The organism is Streptomyces aureus, assembly GCF_000725495.1.
Classification (GTDB): Bacteria; Actinomycetota; Actinomycetes; order Streptomycetales; family Streptomycetaceae; genus Streptomyces; species Streptomyces aureus_B.
Genome location: NZ_JNZD01000015.1, coordinates 172843 through 188978, shown reverse-complemented (window position 1 = coordinate 188978; position 16136 = coordinate 172843). Strand labels below are relative to the sequence as shown.

Sequence of the window (16136 nt, the reverse complement as noted above, 5' to 3'; positions counted from 1 at the left end):
CGTCCGTTCCAAGATCCCTGGAAGGCTTTCCGTGCACACCGTCCTCTTCCTGCTGCGGGCCGCTCTGGGCCTGGGCGGCGTCCTGGTGTACGTGTGGGAGCAGGACCGCCAGGCTTCGGGTCCGGGCTGGAGAAAGCCGCGGGTCTTCGCGGCTGCGGGGGCCGTACTGATCGCGACGCTGTGGGACGTCTCCGCCTAGACCTGGGTCGACGATGACCGGTGGCGAACGACGGGGCACGCTCGAGAATCCGGTCGCTGCTCGCATCGCGAAGCTGCGAAGGTGTCCGTCATGGATTCCGAGCCGCGTACTGACCTCACTCGTCACCATGACTCCGGGCGCTGGTTGGCCCGGTTCGCGGGCCGGGTGCTCGTGGTCTGTCCGCGGTGCGGGGGCCGGGCCCTCGTGATCCCCCGGCCGGGCCTTTCCGATCCCAAATACTTCAGCGAGCTTCTGTTCCAGCCGCGCCGCCTGGCGTGTGGGGGATGCGGTGCCGTCGCCGACTGGACACCCGAGGTGCGGGGGGCCGGGCTTGTCGGCGCGGTGCTGGGTGGCACTGAGGATCCGTTCTTCCAGCGGCCGCTGTGGCTGCAGACGCGTTGCGTCGGCCGGATCCTGTGGGCCTACAACGAGGATCACGTCGACGAGCTGTCCGCCTACGTCGGCGCGCACTTGCGAGAGCGTGGCGGAGCGCGGCCGACGAGGTCGATGATCGCTCGGCTGCCGGCCTGGATGAAACGGTCGGACAATCGCGCGGAGGTGCTGGCGGGTCTGGAGACGCTGCGCGCGCTGGCGGGACAGACGGCACCGGCCCACCGCTCCGATTGCGCACACGAGCGCGGTGACCGCCCACGAGCGCACCGGAGCATGTACTTCCGGGGCGGACCCTACGAGTCGTGAAGGCGGCCCTGGTCGAGTCCTCAGCCTTGGACGCATCGATCTCCCGACGCGACACCCCCGGACGACGTGGACAGCTGGTCCCGGATCCTGGGCGAACTCCCGGCCGGGCGGGACGCCGTCTGGACGGACGACGGGCGCACCCCTCTGATCCGGTTCGAGCCGTCCCGTGCGGGCACGGTCACCACGTTCATGGTGGAGGACCTCGTCGCGTCCGGGACCTCCGTCCGGGTCCATAGCGCCGGGCTGCCTCAACCGGGCGGACGTCGCGACAGCTTGTACAACCGGGCGGCCCTGGTAGTGAGGTAGCGCTGCTCGGGGGTGCTCGTGGTGAGGGCCGCCGCCTCGCGGTAGTGGTGCAGGGCCGGTGCGGGTTGTCCCGCCATCTCCAGTAGATGGGCCCGCACCGCGTGCATCCGGTGGTGGCCCGCGAGAGGGTTGCGGTCGCGCGCGTCGAGTCGGTCGAGCAACTCCAGCGCCGTGGCCGGGCCGTCGGTCATCGCGAGGGCGACGGCGCGGTTGAGGGTGACCAGCGGGTTGCCCGTCACATGTTCGAGCAGCTCGTACAGGCCGTGGATCTGCCGCCAGTCCGTGTCCTCGGCGCGGGCTGCCCCGGCATGGACGGCCGCGATGGCTGCCTGAAGGCGGTAGGCGCCGGGTGGGCCCTTGTGGGCGAACGTGCCGCGGAGGAGCGCGGTGCCCTCCCTGATCAGGCGATGGTCCCAGGACGAGCGGTCCTGCTCGGCCAGCGGGATCAACTCGCCGAGCGGGCCGGTACGCGCCGGCCGGCGTGCCTCCGTCAGCAGCATCAGGGCGAGCAGTCCGGCCGCCTCGCCCTCGGCCGGGACGATCCGGTGCAGTTGGCGGGCCAGTCGGACGGCCTCGCCGGACAGGTCCGCCCGGTGCAGCGCCGGGCCAGCGGTGGCGGCGTAGCCCTCGTTGAACAGCAGATACAGCACGTGCAGTACGGAGCGCAGCCGCATCGGCCAGTCCGGCGAACCCGGCACCGGCGTCTCGAAGGCGACCGACGACGCCTTGAGACGTTGCTTGGCCCTGCTGATGCGCTGCGCCATCGTGGCCTCGGGCACCAGATAGGCGGCGGCGATCTCGGCGGTCGTCAGTCCGCCGACCGCCCGCAGGGTCAGGGCGATCGCCGAAGCGGGCGTGAGGGTGGGATGGCAGCACAGGAACAGCAGGGTCAGGGTGTCGTCCCCGGCCGGCGCCGTCGGCGGGACCGGCTCCCTCGACACGCGTTCCTCGCGCTGCCGGCGTGCCGTCTCACTGCGGACCTGGTCGGTGCGGCGATGCGTCGCGGTCCGCAGCAGCCAGCCGTGCGGATTCTCCGGTATCCCGTGGACGGGCCAGTGCCGGGCCGCGGCGATCAGGGCTTCCTGGACCGCGTCCTCGCATGCGTCGAAGTCCCCCTGCCGTCGGGCGAGCTGTCCGAGGACCTGCGGCACCAGGGAGCGCAGCAGGTCCTCCGTCTCCGTACCGTCGGTCACAGGTCGAACGCCACGGCGTCCATCACCTGGCGCACCTCGACCGGCTGCCGCGTCGGAACCCCGCCCGGTCCCGGCACCGCCGAGATCCGGGCCGCGATCTCGAGGGCCCGCGCCTCGGAGTCCACGTCGATCACGTTGAACCCGGCCAGCACTTCCTTGGACTCGGGAAAGGGTCCGTCGCTCACCACCGGGGCGGAAGCACCGTCCGAGCGCACGATCCGGGCGAGACGCGGGTCGGCCAGCCCCGTGAACTGCACCATCTCGCCGCTGGCGACCAACTCCTGCGTCAGCGCCGCGTAGTAGTCGAAGTGCGCTGTGATGTCGCCCGGGGCCCACTCGTCCATGGGCTGCTCGAACTCTCCGCCGTCGTGGTTGACCATCAGCAGGAACTTCGGCACGTGAACTCCTTGATCGTCGGCGCGCCCAGTCTGACGCACTCCCCCTGTGAACGGAGCCGCCGAGGCGCTCTCTACATCACCCGGGAGAAAGGTCGCGTCGGGATTTACTTGATGCGCGGGGCAGTTGCCGCCATGTTCCGGCGGTCCAGGTCGTCTCCGCATCCCAGGGCGGCATCCCAGGCAGTGCGTGTCCTCGCAGGTCAGGGCCGGTGGGACCGTTGCGTCGTCGCGGATGGGGCTCCGACGGTTGCGGTGGGTTCCCGCCGGCTCCGAAGCTGTGGGTGTCGCACCGGCCGGGACGGATCGAGTCCCGGCGACGGCCTGGTGACGACTCCCGCCCTGCGCCCGCTTACCGGGCATTCGTGCGCCCTGACACGGGCGTTCGGGGGCGGGAGAGCCGGCACGCGCCGGGAGCGGCACCCACTGATGACCAGCCACGAAGGAAGACACGACATGAGCAGGAACACCCACGTACGTCGTCCGGGTCGCCGTGCGGCCTTCGCCGCCGGTCTCGTCCTGGCCGTCGGGCTCGGTGTCTCGGCGCAGGCGGTGGCGCAGGCCACGGCCCCCGCCACCGCGTCCGTGAAGGCGTCCGCCGCGCTGCGGACGGTCGACGGCTTCAACGGCGACGTGGTGACCCAGGTCGCCGACTTCTACGGCGCCTACATCGACGCGAAGGACACGCCCCGGGGCCCGGACACCGCACTGGCCAATGCACTGCGCACCCACTACCTCACGCCCGCCTTCGCCAAGAAGCTGGAAGCCTGGGAGAAGAAGAACCAGGCGGACGGTGTCCTGCGCGCCCAGAACGTCCCGACGCGGTGGAAAGTGAGCGAGGGCCGCAACGGACTCGAGGTCCTCGTCACCCTGACCTTCGGCGGCGCCGGGGAATCGCCTACGTCGACCACCAGGCTCGCCGTGAAGCTGGACGCCGTCGACGGCATCACCGACATCCGCACCACGACCGCCACCCCCGCGACGAAGGTCCGGTCGGTCAACGGACGCACCGGTGACTCGGTGACCCAGGTCGCCGATCTCTACGGCGCCTACGTCGACGCGAAGGACGCTCCCCGAGGCCCGGACGCCGCACTGGCCAAGGCACTGCGCACCCACTACCTCACGCCCGCCTTCGCCAAGAAGCTGGAAGCCTGGGAGAAGAAGAACAAGATGGACGGCGTTCTGCGCGCCCAGAACGTCCCGGTGGACTGGACGGTTCGCGGGGACGGCGAGAGCCGTGAGATCACCGTGACGCACCGCTTCGGCGGCGGGGAGTCGCCGACGGTCACCACCAACCTGGTCGTGCGGGCGGACGCGGTCGACGGCGTCTCCGACATCCGCACCGCGAACGCCCACTGACAGCACGAGCACTCCGCCCGGACCCGCTTCCCGCTTCGGCCGGAAGCGGGAAGCGTCCCGTACAATTTGGCTCCGAACGATCAAGGGAGCGTGCCTGTGCCCGGCCATCGGTCCATCACCGAAGCGGAGAAGCTGGCTGCTGCGAAGCTGGGCGGCATCGAGATACACCGCGAGCAGATGGCGGTGGTCGCGAACATCTACCGAGCCGCCTCCGCCGTCCGCCAGCACCTGGAGAACTCAGTGCTGCGCGACGCGGATCTGACCTGGACGTCCTTCGTCGTGCTCTGGGTGGTCTGGGTCTGGGGCGAGACGGAGACCCGGCACGTCGCCGAGGAGGCCGGGATCTCCAAGGGCACGCTCACCGGCGTCTCGCGGACCCTGGAGAGCCGGGGGCTCATGACCCGCGCCGGACACCCTTCCGACGGCCGGCTGAAGCTGCTCAGCCTGACCGACGAGGGCGAGGCGCTGATGGAGCGTCTCTTCCCCCGCTTCAACCAGGAAGAAGCCTTCGTCGCCTCACGGCTGAGCGACGAGGAGTGCCGCAGCATCGCGGAGGGGCTGCGTCAGGTCGTCCGTCAGGTGGAGGAGGAGGGCGAGGAACGCCGCCTCACCCTCCTCGACGGCGCCGAGCCCGCCCGCCGCCGCAGCGGCCGCCGGGCCAAGGGCTGACCAGCCGACCGGGGCGACGGGGCCGACGGGCCAAGGCCTGAGCAGTCGACCGGCGTGACCATGGCCGACGGGGCCGACGGGGCCGACGGGGCCGACGGGGCCGACGGGCGGAGATTCCCGCCACGGCCATGGTCACGGGGTCAGGGAGACCGCCGCCGCCCAGCGACCCCGCAGCCCAGCAACCCCACAGTCCCGCAGCCCCGGATCCCCGGATCCCCTAAGCCCCGGAGCCCCTCAGCCCCTCAGCCCCGGAACGAGAATCAGCGCCCCGCCCCCGCCGCACCCACCAACGCGTCGAACAGCGCCTGCTGGACCGGATCCTCGTGCGCCGTGTCCTCCGGGTGCCACTGAACGGCGGTGAACCACCCTCCACCGGAGGGGAGTTCAAGTCCTTCCACGGTTCCGTCCGCCGCCCGCGCGGTGACCGTCAGTCCTGAGCCGAGGCGCTCGACCCGCTGGTGGTGGTAGCAGGACGCCTCCACCTTCTGTGCCCCGGTGGCCCGTTCGAGGTGGGTTCCGCGCTCGACGGCCACCGGGTGCACCACGTGCCGGTGTTCACGCTCGGGCCCGCCCATGTCCTGCTCCAGGGTGCCGCCGAGGACGACGTTGACCACTTGGAGTCCGCGGCAGACGGCCAGCAGGGGAAGGCCCAAGTCCAGCGTCCTGCGCGCGACTTCGAGGTCGAAGGCGTCCTGGAGTTCGTCGACGTCGTAGACGGTGTCGTGGGTGTCGGCGGCTCCGTAGCGGTGGGGGGCGAGGTCACCGCCGCCGGGGAGCAGGACACCGTCGAACCGGGCGAGCCGTTCGGTGACGTCCGCGGTCGCGGGGTCGGCCGGGTGGATGGTCGCCGGTTCGCCGCCGGCCCGCCACACCGCCTCGATCAGCGCACGGGCGTTGACCTCGGCGGCGTACCGCAGCGCGGAGGTGGTCGCGGAGAAGCGGGCGGGGACGGCGATCAGGGGCCGCGTCACAACTGGATCCAGGTGGTCTTGATTTCGGTGTACTTCTCGAGGGCGTGGGCGGACTTGTCGCGGCCGTTGCCCGACTGCTTCATGCCGCCGAAGGGGACGGTCAGGTCGCCCTCCTCGTAGCAGTTGACCCAGACCGTGCCGGCCTTCAGGGCACGGGAGACCCGGTGCGCGGTGGAGAGGTCGGAGGTCCACAGGCCCGCGGCGAGGCCGTACTCGGTGTCGTTGGCCAGGCCGACGGCCTCGTCCACGTCGTCGAAGGTGAGCACGGAGAGGACCGGGCCGAAGATCTCCTCACGGGCGAGCCTCATGCCGGGGTCGACCCGGTCGAAGACGGTCGGCTCCAGGTAGCTGCCGCCGGTCTCGGTGCGGGTGCGGGAGCCGCCGGTGCGCAGCCGGGCGCCCTCGGCGAGGCCCGTGGTGATGTGCTCCTGTACGCGCCCGAGGTGCGCCTCGCCGACCAGGGCGCCCATCTCGGTGGACGGGTCGAGGGGGTCGCCGATCCGCAGTTCCCGCGCCCGCCGTACGACGGACTCGGTGACCTGTTCGGCGATCGAGGTGTGCACGAGGAGCCGCGAGGGGGCGGTGCACATCTCGCCCTGGTTGAAGAAGATGCCCCAGGCCGCGGTGGCGGCCGCCTTCTCCAGGTCGGGGGCGTCGGGAAGGATGATGTTCGGTGACTTGCCGCCGAGTTCGAGCCAGACGCGCTTGAGGTTGGAGTCCGCGGCGTAGCGCAGGAAGTGGCGGCCGACGGCGGTGGAGCCGGTGAAGGCCAGAACGTCGACGTCCGGGTGGAGGCCGATCGCCCGGCCCGCCACGGGCCCGGTGCCGCCGACGACGTTGAGGACGCCGGGCGGCAGCCCGGCCTCGGTGGCGATCCTGCCGAGGAGGAGCGCGGACAGGGGCGAGTTCTCGGAGGGCTTGAGGACGACCGTGCACCCGGCGGCGAGGGCGGGGGCGACCTTCCAGCCTGCGAGGGTGAGGGGGAAGTTCCAGGGCACGACGGCGCCGACGACCCCGGCCGGTTCGCGGGTGACGAGGGCGAGCGCGTCGGCGGCGGTGTGCGGGGACTCGTCGGTCAGCTTGTCGGCGAGCTGCCCGTACCAGCGGAAGGTGTTGATCAGGGCGCGGAGCTCGATCGCGTAGGCGTCGGTGATGGGCTTGCCCATCTCCAGGCTGACGGTCAGCGCGAGGTCGGCGCGGCGCTCCTGGAGGAGGTCGGCGATGCGCAGCAGCGCCGCTCCGCGCTCGGCGGGGGCGAGGCGGGGCCACGGGCCGGTGTCGAAGGCGCGGCGCGCGGCGGCGACGGCGGCGTCCACCTCGGCGGTGCCCGCGTCGGCGATCCGGGCGAGGACCTGTCCGTCGCGGGGCGAGACGGCGTCGAAGGCCGCTCCCGAGCCGCCCTCCTCGGCGCCGTCGATGTGATGGGCACCGGAAAGGTCCAGGGACTTGGCCCGGAGCAGCCATTCCTCGTGGGTGATGTCCATCATGCGGGGACCTCCAGAATATTATTTGAACCCAAACGATAGAGTGGGCGACGCAGCCGGGGCAAGGGCTCCCGGCATCGAATCGGCAGGTCCGCGGGCCTCGCGGGGAGATCTCCGACCGCAAGGGGAGACACCCGCCGGCGCCGGGACATCCGCGGATCCCGCGGGGAAAGGGGCGCCACGTGCGCGCACTCGTCGTCCAGCACGACCACGTGACGGAGCCGGGTCTGGTCGGGGCCCGGCTGGAGGAGCGCGGCTACGACCTCAGCGTCGTGACCGTCGTACCCGAGCAGCGTCATCACGCGCCGGACGTCGACTACGACTTCCCCGGCGCCGCCGACTGGGACCTGATCGTCTCGCTCGGCGCCCCCTGGTCGGTGTACGACAGGACGGCCGTCGGCTCCTGGATCGACGGCGAGCTGGCCCTGCTGCGCGAGGCGGACCGGCTCGGCGTCCCCGTCCTCGGGGTCTGCTTCGGCGCCCAGGCGCTGACCACCGCGCTCGGCGGGCGGGTGGAGGCGTCGCCGCTCCCGGAGATCGGCTGGGTGGAGGTCTCCACGGACGATCCCTCCGTGGTGGGACCCGGCCCCTGGTTCCAGTGGCACTTCGACCGCTGCGTCCTGCCGCCGGGGGCCAAGGAGGTGGCCCGCAACGAGGTGTGCGTCCAGGCCTTCGAGACCGCGCACGGTCTGGGGGTGCAGTTCCATCCGGAGATCACCACGGCGATGGTGCGGGGCTGGATCGAGGCGGGCGGGGCGGAGCAGTGCGTGCGGCACGGTGTGGACCCCGTCCAGCTGCTGGAGCGGAGCCGGGCCATGGAGCCCACGGCCCGGACGAACGCCCACCGACTGGTGGACGGTTTCCTCGACCGGGTGGCGCGCCGGGCCGGATGACCCGCGGGCCGGCCAACCGACCCGACGAGAGGGCGGTTGGCCGGCCGGTTCACCAGGCGGCAGAGCATGGATGGACGGTCCGAGCCGGACGACCGGGCCGGATCACCGGCCCGGCGTGGATCAACCGCCGGCCACTCCGGTCCTGTCGCGCGTGAGCCGTGCCGCCACGACGCCCAGGACGAGCACGGCCGGGACGATCAGTTCGAGCACCAGCGCGGTGCTGCTCTCGCCCCCGATGAGCGTGGTGAAGTTCTGGACGATCAGCCAGATCGCGCAGGCCACACCGAGGGCGCCCAGGGACGGGGCGATCAGGGTGTTCCACGGGCGGGTGTCCAGGCGCTCGCGGCGGAAGAAGGCCACCACGGAGACCGAGGTCAGCAGGTACAGCGCCATGATGCCGAGGACGGCCACACCGCTCCCCCACGAGAACAGCGTGAGCACGGGGTCCTTGCCGGCCAGCGCGAACGGGACGACCAGCAGGACCGCGACGGCCGTCTGGACGCGGCCGGCCACGCTGGGCGAGTGACGGCTGTTGATCGACGACAGCGGCTTGGGCAGCAGTCCGTCGCGGCTGAGCGAGAACAGGTAGCGGTTCGCGGAGTTGTGGAAGGCGAGGATGCCGGCGAAGAGCGAGGTGGCCAGCAGGACGGGCAGGACGTCGTTGACCCAGGTACCGAGCAGGTCGGCGATGGGCGCGAAGACGAAGCTCGTCGAGTCGCCGCTCTCCAGGGCCTTGCCCGCCGCCCCGGACACCTTCGAGGGGCCGTAGGCGGAGACCAGCATCCAGGAGGCGAAGCCGAAGAAGCCGGTGACGAAGGCGACGGCCGCGTAGGTGGCCCGCGGGACCGTCTTGCGGGGTTCGCGCGCCTCCTCGCCGTAGATCGCGGTGGCCTCGAAGCCGATCATCGACGCCACGGCGAACATCAGCGCCACGCCCGGCGCGCCGTCGAACGCCGCGCTGGGCGAGAAGGACTGCGTGAAGGCGAGACCCTCGGGGCCGCCGCCCTTGAAGAAGGTGACCAGCGCGAAGACGCTGAGGATGCTGAACTCCGCCAGGACGAAGACCGCCAGCACCTTCGCGCCCATCTCGATGCCCGCGCTGCCGAGCACCTGGACGATCACCATCGTGACCAGGGCGCACGCCCACCAGGGCACGTCGAGGCCGGTGTAGTGCGCGAGCAGACCGTTGACGGTGGCCCCGTACAGGCCGTACATGGCGGCCTGGATCGCGCAGTAGGCGAAGAGGGCGACCCCGGCGCTGCCGGTGCCGACCGTCCGGCCGAGGCCCTTGCCGATGTACGTGTAGAAGGCGCCGGCGTCCACGACGTGGCGGCCCATCGCGACGAAGCCGACGGAGAAGAGCAGCGTGATCAGACCCGCCACCACGTAGGCGGCGGGCGCGCCCGCGCCGTTGCCGACGCCGACGGCGATCGGTACGGCGCCCGCGACGCCGGTGAGCGGCGCCTGGGCGGAGAGGACGAAGAAGAGGATGCCCAGAACGCCGAGGGAATTGGGCTTGAGCTTGCCTGCCGTGGGGGCGTCGGGCGCGGTCTGGTTCACGACCGCTGTCTGACTGTCCACTCGGATCACCTGCCAGTGAGGAAAGAGGGATTCGTTTCAGGCCAAACGAGTTGCCTCATACTGGGCTGCAACTATCCGTTTGACAAGGGGCTGAGCCCGGTTTCCCGGCACCGAATGCGCAAAGCCCCGGACGAGTGCCGTCCGAGGCCTTGATACGCATCGCTCAGAGGGCCGGTCACGGCCCTCGGCGCCGCGCTGACCGGGCCGTCACGGCCCCACAGCGCCGCTCAGAAGATCAGTCCCGCCCCTGACACCGCTCCCGGCGCCGCCCCCGGAAAGTCACTCCCCGCCCTCGGCCCCGGTGCCCTGCCGCTCCTGCAGCAGCCGCAGCAGCGAGCGCAGCTCCTCCACGGCGCCGTCGGTGATCTCGGGGCCGCCGAAGACGAGCTGGTGCAGCACCAGGCCGTCGAGGGCGGCGAAGACGAGCCGGGTGAGCGGCTGCCCCGCGCCGTCGGGCAGCATGCGCGACAGCTCCCGTCCGGTCGCGTCGAAGTACTCGTCGTACAGCGCGCGCAGATGCGGCAGCAGTTCGGGGCGGCGGCGGGCCTCCAGCAGCAGTTCGTACTGGAAGGACTGGATGTCCGGGTCCGCCGTGACCATCTCGGAGACGCCCACCGAGAAGTCCTCGACCTTGCCCGTGCCGGGTTCGAGCGCGCTGGTGTTCAGGGAGGTGCGGATCGCGTGGGCGACCGCCTCCTCGATCAGCGCGTCCCGGGAGCCGAAGTGGTGCACCACCAGACCGTGGGTGGTGCCCGCCTCCTCCGCGACGGCCCGGTAGGTGAGCCGGCGCAGCCCGCCCCGGGCCACGACGCGCACGGCCGCGTTGAGCAGGGCCTCGCGGCCCTCCCCGTAGTTCATGCGCCGGCGCGGCTTGCGGCCCTCAGCAGTCTCGGCGGGTTCGGTCATGGCCCCGACCCTACCCGGCTGGTCACGGGGCCCGGCCGAGCCCGGTATCGCCGCCGCGGGTGTGCCGGGGCGGGGCTCGGCGCGCCGGGTCGTGGAGCGCCGCGCCGGGCGGCTCGTGCCGTCCTGCCCGGCGCGGCGCCCTCGTGCGGTGGGCATCAGCGCCGGGGCGGACGGATGCCGCGGAACTCCCAGTCCCCGCCGAGCGCGGTGGACAGGACCTCCTCGGACTCGGTGGGCTGGGCGCCGACGTCGGTGCGGATCGCGGTCGGGCCGGTCACGATGTGGTTGGTGAGCCGCCCGAGGCCCTCGACCTCGACCTCGACGACGTCGCCGGGCTGTACGGGGCGCGAGTTGGCCGGGGTGCCGGACAGCAGCACGTCGCCGGGGTACAGGGTGATGGTGCGGGCGATGTCGGCGACGAGGTAGTGCATGTCCCACTGCATCTCGTCGGTCGAACCGTCCTGGACCACCTCGCCGTTGACGTAGGTGCGCAGGCTCTTGCCGCGGAAGTCCCAGTCGGTGACCAGGCCGGGTCCGAGCGGGCAGAGGGTGTCGGAGCCCTTGACGCGGAGCATGGAGCCGGCGTCGGTGTCCCGGAAGTCGTGCAGGCCGTAGTCGTTGGCGACGGTGTAGCCGGCGATGTACTCGCCCGCCTCGGCCGGGGAGATGTTCCGCGCGGTCTTCCCGATGACGATGGCGACCTCGCCCTCGTAGTTGAGCCACTTGCAGCCCTCGGGGCGGACGATCGCGCCCTTGTGGGAGTTGAGGGCCGAGGTCGGCTTGTGGAAGTACGTGGGCGTGGGCGGGAGTTCGATCCCGAACTCGTCGACGCGGCTCTGGTGGTTGAGGTGGACGGCGATCACCTTGGAGGGGACGACCGGGGGCAGGTGGTGGGCCTCCTCCGTCTTGACGCGGCGGCCGTCACCGGCGACGAGTTCGTCCCCGTCGACGGTGACCTGGACGGCGGCGCCGTCGAGGAGGATGCGGCGGTACTCGGGCATGGGGGTGCCTTTCTAGGCGCGACGGTGCGGGTTGTGGGGTGCGGGCGCCGCGGGGGTCCCCGCGCCGGTCCAGCCGTCGGCCGGACGGTCGAACCAGAGGTGGACCTGGCCGGTGCCGATGGAGTTCTCGTACTCCCCGTACTGGCGGGCGCGGGCGCCGCAGGCCTGCTCGCCGAGGGCGCCGGCCATCATCAGGTAGTGGAAGAACCGCGCCTCGGGCTTGTACTTCCAGAACTCGTCCATGGTGTCGAGGACCTTGTCGTGGCGGCCCTCCTTGAACCAGGTGATGCGTTCGAGGTCGGCCGCGCGCGCCTCGGGCGTGAAGATGTGCGCGGGGTCGCTCGACTCGTGGTCGCGCAGTTCGCGCAGCGGCCAGAAGGTGTGCGAGAGGGCGCCGGAGGCGATGATCAGCACCCGGCGGCCGGGGGTGGCGGCGATGCCGTCGGCGAGGGCTCGGCCGAGGCGGAGGTGGTCCTCCATGTCGCCGGTCTGGCACACGCCGATGGTCACCCACCGCTTGTCGGGCAGACCCTCGCCCAGGTACTTCCAGAGGTTGATGGTGGCGTAGTACACGGGCAGGTACTCGTCGTCGATCGCGGTGATCCAGGTGCCGTGCTTGTCGGCGAACTTCGCGATGTTGTGGGCGAGTTCGGGGTCGCCCGGGTAGTCGTAGGGCATGCGGCACATACCGCGCGGCAGTTCCTCGGAGGTGAACAGGCCGGCCCGGCGCGGCTGGGCGGTGGCGACGAACTCGACGGTGGTCGCCCAGTGCGAGTCGAGGACGACGACGGTGTCGTAGTCGTCGCGCTCGAAGACGTCCCGGCGGAGCTCTTCCAGGCCGGTGACGAGGGTGATCTCCTTGCCCTCGTTCAGCTCCAGCCGGGTCTCCTTCGGGAGCACGACGGTGGGGACGTGGGCGAGCAGTCCCGCCCCGACGATCTCACCCATGGTCCTTCCATCCCTTCGGGGCGGTGACGGTGTTCTTCAGGTCGCAGTAGAAGTCGAAGCTCCAGGTGCCGCCCTCGCGGCCGACACCGGAGTGGCGGGAGCCGCCGAACGGGGCCTGGAGGTCGCGTACGAAGAAGCAGTTGACCCAGACCGTGCCCGCGACGAGCCGTTCGGTGACGCGGGCGGCGCGGTCGCGGTCGCCGGTGGCGAGGGTGGCGGCGAGCCCGAAGCGGGTGTCGTTGGCGAGGTGGACGGCCTCGTCCTCGGTGGTGAAGGTCTGGAGGGTCAGGACGGGGCCGAAGACCTCCTCCTGGACGATCTCGGAGTCCTGGGCGACGTCGGTGAGCAGGGTCGGGGCGTAGTACTGCCCCTCTCCGCGGTGACCGCCGACGACCGCGCGGGCGCCCGCGTCGAGGGCGCGGCGCACGAAGCCGTCGATCTTCTCGAGCTGGCGTTCGTGGATGTTGGGGCCGATGTCGGTGGCCTCGTCGCGCGGGTCGCCCTGCACGATGGCCGCGGCCTTCTCCGCGAACCGGCGGGTGAACTCCTCGGCGACCGACTCCTCCACGAGGATGCGGGTGGCGGCGAGGCAGACCTGGCCCGCGTTGTCGTACTGCTCGACGGCGAGGTCGACGGCGAGGTCCAGGTCGGCGTCGGCGAAGACCAGCAGGGGTGACTTGCCGCCGAGTTCGAGGCTGAGCGGGGTGAGGTTGTCGGCGGCCGACCTGGTGATGCGCTTGGCCGTCGGCACGGAGCCGGTGAAGCTGATGCGGCGCACGTCGGGGTGCGAGGTGAGGGCGTCGCCGATCTCGGAGCCGTAGCCCTGGACGACGTTGAGGACGCCGGCGGGCAGTCCCGCCTCGGCGGCGATGTCCGCGAGCAGCGAGGCGGTGAGCGGCGTCCACTCGGCGGGCTTGAGGACGACCGTGTTGCCGGCGGCGAGGGCCGGGGCGACCTTCCAGGTCGACAGCATCAGCGGGGCGTTCCAGGGGGTGATGAGCACCGAGGGGCCGGCCGGGTCCCAGCTGACGTGGTTGGTGTGGCCGCGTGTCTCGAAGTCCTCGTGCTCCAGGGTCAGGAGCCAGTCGGCGAAGAAGCGGAAGTTGTGGGCGACGCGCGGCATGACACCGCGGCGGTGGGAGCGCAGGAGGGCGCCGTTGTCGGTGGTCTCGACGATCGCCAGGTCCTCGATGCGCTTCTCCACGCCGTCCGCGATCGCGTGCAGCAGGCGGGCGCGTTCGGCGACCGGGGTGGCGGCCCAGGCGGGGAAGGCGGCCTTGGCGGCGGCCACCGCGGCGGCGGCCTCGGCCTCGGTGCCGCGGGAGATCTCACCGAGGACGCTGCCGTCGATGGGCGAGACATCGGTGAACGTCTCGGCGGAGGCGACGCGTTCGCCGCCGATCCAGTGCCGGGTGTCGACGGCGACCCCGGCCACCGTGAGGGTGTGCTCGGTCATGTCCGGACTCCAAGTCCTGTGGTGGGTAGCGGGGTCACTCGGCGCCGGAGGTGCCGGACTCCAGGAGGCGTCCGCCGTCCCAGACGACACCGACCTGGCGGTAGTAGGCGGCGATCGGCTCGCGGATCTCGAGTCGGGCCAGTTCCTCGGTGGGCGCCTCGAACAGGGTCAGGTCCGCGTCGCCGACCCAGGGCTGTCCGCCCTCGAAGGAGGCGGCGCCGGTCTCGATGAGTTCGTCGAGCGCGAGACCCTTGCCCTTCTCGATGGAGGGCAGCCAGCGGTGGTGGGCCATGGGGTGGCCGTTGACGAAGCCGTTGGTCTCGGACGGCTCGCGCAGGGTGACCACGGTCTCGGCGAGGCGCCGGTCGGCGGCGGCGAGGGTGGCGCCGAAGCGGGCGCCGGCCTCGATGCGCGGGGCCGGACCGTAGGGGTGCGGGCGGGTCTGGTGGATCGAGCCGAGCTTCTTCGGGTAGCCCTGGTGGAGTCCGCGGGCGATGGCGAAGTCCTTGTCGACCCAGATGTAGACGCAGCGGGTGTAGGTCTGTCCCCGGAACTGGCAGCGGACGACCGCGAAGGCCTCCTTGTACTGGGCGCGGACCGGGTCGAGCAGTTCCTCGGCGGAGGTGGAGCAGGACTGCCAGTCGGCCCAGATCAGCGCGACGGCGCCCGGGTCCTCGTCCGCCAGCTCCAGCGGTTCGGGGAGGAGTTCGCGTACGCGGGCGGGGTCCGTGCGGTACTCGACGGTGAGCAGGTCGCCGGAGTAGCGCCAGGGCGGCGACGGGATCAGCGACGAGGAACCGGTCGCCGTCTTGGGGTGGAGGTAGCCACGGACAGGGGACATAGCGGGGATTCCTTACGCTTCGTTACGCGGTGAGGGCGGGCTGCTGGAGCAGCTGGGCGCGGTAGCGCGCGGCGCGCATCGCGGCGGACTGGCCGCCGAGGGCCACGACGCCGACGAGCCGGCCGCCGGTGTGGTAGCCGACCACGACGTCGTCGTCCGGGTCGCCGTCCAGGATCCGTACGTCGTCCTTGCCGAGCAGGGGCGAGCCGAACGACTGGAGCCGGAACTCGTGCTGGTCGCTCCAGAAGGTGGGCAGCGGCGCGAAGGGGGCCGACTGGGCTTCGGTGCCGCCGAGATGGGCGGCGAGGACCTTGGCGGCGTGCTTGGCGGTGTCGGTCGGGATGGACCAGTGCTCGACCCGGCGGGGCAGCCCGTCGTAGCGGGCGTTGGGGAAGCGGGCGACGTCGCCGACCGCGACGACCTCGGGCCGTCCGCCGACGCGAAGGTGTTCGTCGGTGAGGACGCCGTCGGAGAGGTCGAGTCCGTTGCCGTCCAGCCACTCGGTGTTGGCGACCGAGCCGACCGATTCCACGACCACGTCGGCGGGCAGGACGGTGCCGTCGTCGAGGACGACTCCGGTGACCCGCCGGTCGCCCTCGAACCCGGCGACTCCCGTGCCGAGGGCGAAGCGCACTCCGCGCTCCTCGTGCCGTCTGAGCAGCGCGGCGCCGAGCAGGTCGCCGAGCGGTCCGGCCATGGGCAGCGGCAGCGGGTCGACGACCGTGACCTGTCCCGCGCCGAGTCCGACGGCGGTGGCGGCGACCTCGCAGCCGATGAATCCGGCGCCGACGACGACCACCCGTGCTCCGGGCCGGATCAGCGCGTCGCGCAGGATCTGGGCGTCGGCGAGGGTGCGGACGGTGTGGCGTCCGACGAGCGGTCCGGGGCAGCGCAGCCGCCGGGGGCGCATGCCGGTGGCGACGACCAGTCCGTCGTACGACAGCCGTTCGCCGTCGGCGAGTTCGACGACCCGCTCGTCGAGGCGGGCGGCGGTGATCCGGGTCCCGAGCCGCCACTCCACGTCGGCCGCGGCGGCCTTCGGGGTGAAGGCGAGGGACTCGAACGGGGCCTTGCCCGAGAGGACTTCCTTGGAGAGCGGGGGCCGGTTGTAGGGCATGTGCGGCTCGTCGCCGACGACCGTGACGGCGCCGGTCCAGCCCGCCGCGCGCAGTTGTTCGGCGGCGCGCAGGCCGCCCATGGAGGCGCCCGCGACGACTACGCGTCGAGTCATGGTC

17 protein-coding genes are annotated in these 16136 nt (G+C 71.9%); 6 read left to right on the top strand and 11 right to left on the bottom strand.

The genetic code is table 11. The annotated features are described in order from the left end of the window. The 3 genes from IO36_RS46900 to IO36_RS48270 all read left to right on the top strand — a co-directional run. The coding region (locus tag IO36_RS46900; RefSeq protein ID WP_209441243.1) for a hypothetical protein at positions 1-199 on the top strand (199 nt) is incomplete at its 5' end. A 90-nt stretch (positions 200-289) separates the two neighbouring features. Further along, the gene (locus IO36_RS21950; RefSeq protein WP_037622212.1) at positions 290-898 is read left to right on the top strand and encodes a hypothetical protein; all 609 of its coding nucleotides are present in this window, start codon (positions 290-292) and stop codon (positions 896-898) included. 66 nt (positions 899-964) lie between these two features. Further along, entirely contained in the window at positions 965-1204 is a 240-nt protein-coding gene (locus IO36_RS48270) for a DUF5959 family protein (RefSeq protein ID WP_245173406.1), read from the top strand. Here the strand turns inward: IO36_RS48270 and IO36_RS21945 are convergent. After that, a complete protein-coding gene (locus IO36_RS21945) occupies positions 1147-2397 on the bottom strand; it encodes an RNA polymerase sigma factor (RefSeq protein WP_037622211.1) in 1251 nt (416 codons plus the stop codon). The genes IO36_RS48270 and IO36_RS21945 overlap by 58 nt on opposite strands. After that, positions 2394-2795 carry a YciI family protein gene (locus tag IO36_RS21940; protein ID WP_037622210.1) on the bottom strand — a complete coding sequence of 134 codons (402 nt, stop codon included), beginning with the start codon at positions 2793-2795 and terminating at the stop codon, positions 2394-2396. Before IO36_RS21940 ends, IO36_RS21945 begins: the two co-directional genes overlap by 4 nt. Positions 2796-3248: 453 nt before the next feature. Between IO36_RS21940 and IO36_RS21935 the strand changes: the two genes are divergently transcribed. Together IO36_RS21935 and IO36_RS21930 are read left to right on the top strand one after the other, a co-directional pair. After that, on the top strand, positions 3249-4151 hold the full coding sequence (locus IO36_RS21935; RefSeq protein WP_245173405.1) for a hypothetical protein: 903 nt from the start codon (positions 3249-3251) through the stop codon (positions 4149-4151). A gap of 96 nt (positions 4152-4247) precedes the next feature. Next, positions 4248-4820, top strand: coding sequence for a MarR family winged helix-turn-helix transcriptional regulator (locus tag IO36_RS21930; RefSeq protein WP_037622207.1), 573 nt, complete (start codon positions 4248-4250; stop codon positions 4818-4820). Between the two features lie 260 nt (positions 4821-5080). Here IO36_RS21930 and IO36_RS21925 read toward each other — a convergent pair whose 3' ends face one another. Then, on the bottom strand, positions 5081-5791 hold the full coding sequence (locus IO36_RS21925; RefSeq protein ID WP_037622206.1) for a gamma-glutamyl-gamma-aminobutyrate hydrolase family protein: 711 nt from the start codon (positions 5789-5791) through the stop codon (positions 5081-5083). Beyond that, a complete protein-coding gene (locus tag IO36_RS21920; RefSeq protein WP_037622205.1) occupies positions 5788-7278 on the bottom strand; it encodes an aldehyde dehydrogenase in 1491 nt (496 codons plus the stop codon). The genes IO36_RS21925 and IO36_RS21920 overlap by 4 nt, the downstream gene beginning before the upstream one ends. A 179-nt stretch (positions 7279-7457) precedes the next feature. On the opposite strand from IO36_RS21920, the gene IO36_RS21915 reads away from it, so the two are divergent. Beyond that, a complete protein-coding gene (locus IO36_RS21915) occupies positions 7458-8168 on the top strand; it encodes a type 1 glutamine amidotransferase (protein ID WP_037622203.1) in 711 nt (236 codons plus the stop codon). 120 nt (positions 8169-8288) lie between these two features. Here the strand turns inward: IO36_RS21915 and IO36_RS21910 are convergent, their stop codons facing one another. From IO36_RS21910 to IO36_RS21880, 7 genes are all read right to left on the bottom strand, one after another. Next, the gene (locus tag IO36_RS21910; RefSeq protein ID WP_037622202.1) at positions 8289-9749 is read right to left on the bottom strand and encodes an APC family permease; all 1461 of its coding nucleotides are present in this window, start codon (positions 9747-9749) and stop codon (positions 8289-8291) included. 279 nt (positions 9750-10028) lie between these two features. Beyond that, complete coding sequence (locus IO36_RS21905; RefSeq protein WP_037622201.1) at positions 10029-10655, bottom strand: TetR/AcrR family transcriptional regulator; 627 nt, start codon at positions 10653-10655, stop codon at positions 10029-10031. Positions 10656-10810: 155 nt separating this feature from the next. Beyond that, a complete protein-coding gene (locus tag IO36_RS21900; protein ID WP_037622200.1) occupies positions 10811-11656 on the bottom strand; it encodes a fumarylacetoacetate hydrolase family protein in 846 nt (281 codons plus the stop codon). Positions 11657-11668: 12 nt separating this feature from the next. Then, positions 11669-12604: a 3,4-dihydroxyphenylacetate 2,3-dioxygenase gene (locus IO36_RS21895; protein WP_037622199.1), complete on the bottom strand. Its 936-nt coding sequence runs from the start codon at positions 12602-12604 to the stop codon at positions 11669-11671. Continuing rightward, positions 12597-14060 carry an aldehyde dehydrogenase gene (locus IO36_RS21890; protein ID WP_037622198.1) on the bottom strand — a complete coding sequence of 488 codons (1464 nt, stop codon included), beginning with the start codon at positions 14058-14060 and terminating at the stop codon, positions 12597-12599. The genes IO36_RS21895 and IO36_RS21890 overlap by 8 nt, the downstream gene beginning before the upstream one ends. Positions 14061-14094: 34 nt before the next feature. Then, positions 14095-14901 carry an acetoacetate decarboxylase family protein gene (locus IO36_RS21885; RefSeq protein ID WP_037622197.1) on the bottom strand — a complete coding sequence of 269 codons (807 nt, stop codon included), beginning with the start codon at positions 14899-14901 and terminating at the stop codon, positions 14095-14097. 22 nt (positions 14902-14923) lie between these two features. Beyond that, on the bottom strand, positions 14924-16132 hold the full coding sequence (locus tag IO36_RS21880; RefSeq protein WP_037622196.1) for an NAD(P)/FAD-dependent oxidoreductase: 1209 nt from the start codon (positions 16130-16132) through the stop codon (positions 14924-14926). Positions 16133-16136: the final 4 nt, after the last annotated feature.